The organism is Rhizobacter sp. P3_B12 (assembly GCF_056402895.1).
Map to the genome: position 1 here is coordinate 1 of NZ_JBFUGN010000558.1, position 4,063 is coordinate 4,063.

Genomic DNA, 4,063 nt, shown 5'->3' on the forward strand with positions numbered 1-4,063 from the left:
GCGGTTCACCTGCCCGCTGATGTTCAGCGCGGCGATCGCGCGGCCGGAGCGGTCGCGGATCGGCGCCGACATCGACACCAGTCCTTCCTCCAGCTCCTGGCTGACGAGGCTCCAGCCCTGGCGCCGCACCTGCGCGATCAGGCCCTTCAGGCGCTGCGGGTCGGTCTCGGTGTGCGGCGTGCGGGCGGTGAGGGTCATCGCGTCGATGCGCTGGTCGAGCTCGTCCGGTGCCAGCCCGGCCAGCAGCGTGCGGCCCATCGAGGTGCAGTAAGCCGGCAGCCGGCTGCCGATGCCCAGGTTGATGCTCATGATCTTGTGCGTCGGCACCCGCAGCACGTAGACGATGTCGCCACCCTCGAGCACCGCCGCCGAGCTCGATTCCTTCACCTGTTCGACCAGCGCCTCCATCACCGGCTCGGCCAGGTTCCACAGCGGCAGCGACGACAGGTAGGCGAAGCCGAGGTCGAGGATCTTCGGCGTGAGCCGGAACTGCCGGCCCTGGCTCTCCACATAGCCCAGGCCTTCCAGCGTCAGCAGGATGCGGCGTGCACCGGCGCGCGTCAGGCCGGTGCGCTGCGCGACCTCGCTGAGCGTCTGCTGCGGCGCCTTCGCGCTGAAGGACCGGATGACGCTCAGGCCGCGTGCGAACGACTGCACGTAGGTGTCGCCGGGGCGGGGTTTGTCGGACGCGGGGGCAGGGGAGGTGTCGTCGTCGGGCGAGGTCATCGGCGCAGTCTAGCGCCGGGTTTTGCGCGATCTCGTCGATCGTTTTGATGAGATCGATTGCGACGGCAGATGTCATGCGCATCGCGCGGTGTGGCATCAGGGTTTCACCGGGTAAAGCCGGGGTGGGGCAGGGAACGGCGATGGCCGGCGGGTGACCCAACCCGCACACCTCCACTCCCTGCGAAAGGATGTCCCATGAGATCCCTGATGATCCTCGTTTCCTCCCTGGCCGCGCTCGCCACGCAGGGCGCCGCCTGGGCCGCCGTGCCCTCCGGTCCGGCCGACCCGGACGCCGCCTACGTCGAACGCATGCACCTGATCGGCCGCACCCCCGAGCCCGGCGAACAGGCCGCGCCGTTGCCGCCCGAGACTCCGGCGCAGAACGCCGCCGAGCGCCAGAAGGAGTACCTGGAGCGCATGGCGCTGATCGGCCGCACCCCGGAAGCCGCCGAGGTGGCGGCCGCCGCGGCGCCTGGCCACGAACTGACGGCCACGCCGCCGAGCTTCGAGGAACGGATGAAGCTGATCGGTCTCACCCCCTACTCGCAGTGATGCCGGGGCGCGGTATGGTTCGGGACTTGCAATGCGGTCCCGAACCCCTGCCGGAGCCCCCGATGAAACGATTCCTCCCCGTGATGCTGCTGCTCGCCGCGCTGTTCGCCCTGCCGGGTGCGCAGGCGGCCGACCTGTCGAAGCTGCGCGTCGGCGTCGAAGGCGCCTACCCGCCGTTCAGCACCGTCGGCCCCGACGGCAAGCTGCAGGGCTTCGACATCGACATCGCGAACGCGCTGTGCACCGAGATGAAGTCCCGCTGCACGCTGGTGCAGCAGGAGTTCGACGGCCTGATCCCGTCGCTGCAGTCGCGCAAGGTCGACATGGTGGTCGCCTCGATGTCGATCACGCCCGAACGGCTGAAGGTGGTCGGATTCACCGACAAGTACTACAACAGCGCGAACAAGCTGATCGCGAAGACCGGCTCGCCGATCGACGGCACGCCGGCGCGCTTCAAGGGCACGCGCATCGGTGTGCAGCGCACCACCATCAACGACCGCTACGTGAGCGCCAAGTTCACCGAGGCGACCATCGTGCGCTACGCGAGCCAGGACGAGGTCTACCTGGATCTCGCGGCCGGTCGAATCGATGCGACGATGGTCGACGGCATCGCCGGCGACATCGGCTTCCTGAAGACGCCGGCCGGCAAGGGCTTCGGCTTCGTCGGGCCGGACTACCGGGATCCGGAGTATTTCGGCAGCGGCGCCGGCATCGCGCTGCGCCAGGGCGACACCGAACTGCGTGACCGGCTGAACGCCGCGATCAAGGCGATCCGCGCGAACGGCACCTACCAGAAGCTCGCGGCGAAGTACTTCAACTACGACATCTTCGGCCAGTGATGCTGCACGGCTACCTGCCGAGCCTGCTGGAGGGGCTGCGCCTGACGCTGGGCGTGGCCGTCGCGTCGCTGGCCGTCGCGGTGCTGCTGGGCCTGGCGGGTGCGGCGGCGAAGCTGTCGGGCTCGGCGTTCTGGCGGCGCGGCGCGACCGTCTACACGACGCTGATCCGCGGCGTGCCCGACCTGGTGCTGATGTTGCTGGTCTTCTACGGCGGCCAGCTCGCGGTGAACGAGATCGCACCGCACCTGGGCATCGACGAGTACGTCGACATCGACCCGTTCGTGGCCGGCGTCGCGACGCTCGGCTTCATCTTCGGCGCCTACCTGACCGAGACCTTCCGCGGCGCGATCCTCGCGATCCCGCACGGCCAGGCCGAGGCGGGGCTGGCCTTCGGCATGACGCCGCTGCTGGTGTTCCGGCGCATCGTGCTGCCGCAGATGCTGCGGCTCGCCTTGCCCGGCTTCGCGAACAACTGGCTGGTGCTGGTGAAGTCGACCGCGCTGGTGTCGGTGATCGGGCTGACCGACATGATGCAGAAGGCCGGGCAGGCCGCCGGCGCCACGCGCGAGCCGTTCACCTTCTACCTGGCCGCGGCCGCCGGCTACCTGCTGATCACGACGGCCTCGGTGCTCGCGCTGCGCGCGCTCGAGAAGCGCTGGTCGCCGGGCGTGCCGGCCGTCTCGTTGTGAAGGCCGCGCGGTGAGCTTCGACGCCATCGTCGACAACCTGCCGCTGTACCTGTCCGGTGCGTGGACGACGCTGCGGCTGCTGGCGATGTCGCTGGCGCTCGGCCTGCTGGGCGCGATCCCGCTCGGCGTGATGCGCGCCTCGAGCCGGCGCCGCTGGTGGATGCCGGTGTGGTGCTTCACCTTCGTGGTCCGCGGCACGCCGCTGCTGGTGCAGCTGTTCCTGCTGTACTACGGCCTCGCGCAGTTCGAGGCGGTGCGCGCGAGCCTGCTGTGGCCGCTGCTGTCGAGCGCCTGGTTCTGCGCGGTGGCCGCGTTCGCGATCAACACCTGCGCGTACACCACCGAGATCGTCGCCGGGGCGATCCGCACGACGCCGCCGGGCGAGATCGAGGCGGCGCGCAGCGTCGGCATGCCCTGGCTGCTGATGGTGCGGCGCATCCTGCTGCCGTCGGCGCTGCGGCGGGCGCTGCCGGGCTATGGCAACGAGGTGGTGCTGATGCTGCACGCCACCTCGCTCGCGAGCATCGTCACGCTGCTCGACCTGACCGGCGTCGCGCGCGATGTCAACTCGCGCTTCTTCCTGCCGTTCCCGGCCTTCATCACCGCGGCGCTGTTCTACCTGGCGATCACGTTCGCGCTGGTGGCGCTGTTCCGGCGCGCCGAAGCCCGCTGGGCGCGCCACCTCCGACCCCGCTCCTGAATCTCGACCCACCTTCCGATGCAAACCCGACACCACCCGCTGAAAGGCGCCTCGCTGCTGACCCGGCGCGAGATCGTCAGCTTCCACTACGGCCCGCAGGACAGCGGGCGCAAGGTCTACGTGCAGGCTTCGCTGCATGCCGACGAGCTGCCCGGCATGCTGGTCGCGCACCACCTGCGCCTGCGGCTGGCGCAGCTCGAGAGCGAAGGACGCCTGCGCGCCGAGGTCATCGTCGTGCCGGTGGCGAATCCGATCGGGCTCGACCAGCAACTGCTGCGCATGCCGATCGGCCGCTTCGAGCTCGGCAGCGGCGAGAACTTCAACCGGCACTATCCGGCACTGTTCGAGCCGGTGCGCTCGCGCATCGAGGCGCTGCTGGGCGACGACCCTGTCGCCAATGCGCAAAGGGTGCGCGAGGCGCTGCGCGAGGTGGTGCAGGCGCTGCCCGAGACCCATGAGCTGATGAGCCAGCGCAAGACGCTGATGGCGCTGGCCTGCGATGCCGAGGTGGTGCTCGACCTGCATTGCGACAGCGAATCGGTGGCCCACCTCTACAC

The 4,063-nt window shown here is 69.7% G+C and carries 6 protein-coding genes; 5 read left to right on the top strand and 1 reads right to left on the bottom strand.

All coding sequences use genetic code 11. The annotated features are described in order from the left end of the window. A partial coding sequence (locus AC1D01_RS23560; RefSeq protein ID WP_477870632.1) for an IclR family transcriptional regulator domain-containing protein occupies positions 1 to 726 on the bottom strand: 726 nt, incomplete at its 3' end. 195 nt (positions 727 to 921) lie between these two features. Here AC1D01_RS23560 and AC1D01_RS23565 point away from each other — a divergent pair. The 5 genes from AC1D01_RS23565 to AC1D01_RS23585 form a co-directional block, all read left to right on the top strand. Continuing rightward, positions 922 to 1,278 carry a hypothetical protein gene (locus AC1D01_RS23565; RefSeq protein WP_477870634.1) on the top strand — a complete coding sequence of 119 codons (357 nt, stop codon included), beginning with the start codon at positions 922 to 924 and terminating at the stop codon, positions 1,276 to 1,278. Between the two features lie 62 nt (positions 1,279 to 1,340). After that, positions 1,341 to 2,117: an ABC transporter substrate-binding protein gene (locus AC1D01_RS23570; protein ID WP_477870636.1), complete on the top strand. Its 777-nt coding sequence runs from the start codon at positions 1,341 to 1,343 to the stop codon at positions 2,115 to 2,117. Further along, the gene (locus tag AC1D01_RS23575; RefSeq protein WP_477870638.1) at positions 2,117 to 2,806 is read left to right on the top strand and encodes an ABC transporter permease; all 690 of its coding nucleotides are present in this window, start codon (positions 2,117 to 2,119) and stop codon (positions 2,804 to 2,806) included. Before AC1D01_RS23570 ends, AC1D01_RS23575 begins: the two co-directional genes overlap by 1 nt. 10 nt (positions 2,807 to 2,816) lie before the next feature. Further along, on the top strand, positions 2,817 to 3,506 hold the full coding sequence (locus tag AC1D01_RS23580; protein WP_477870640.1) for an ABC transporter permease: 690 nt from the start codon (positions 2,817 to 2,819) through the stop codon (positions 3,504 to 3,506). Between the two features lie 18 nt (positions 3,507 to 3,524). Continuing rightward, positions 3,525 to 4,063: M14 family metallopeptidase (locus AC1D01_RS23585; RefSeq protein ID WP_477870642.1), on the top strand; the 539-nt coding region annotated here is incomplete at its 3' end.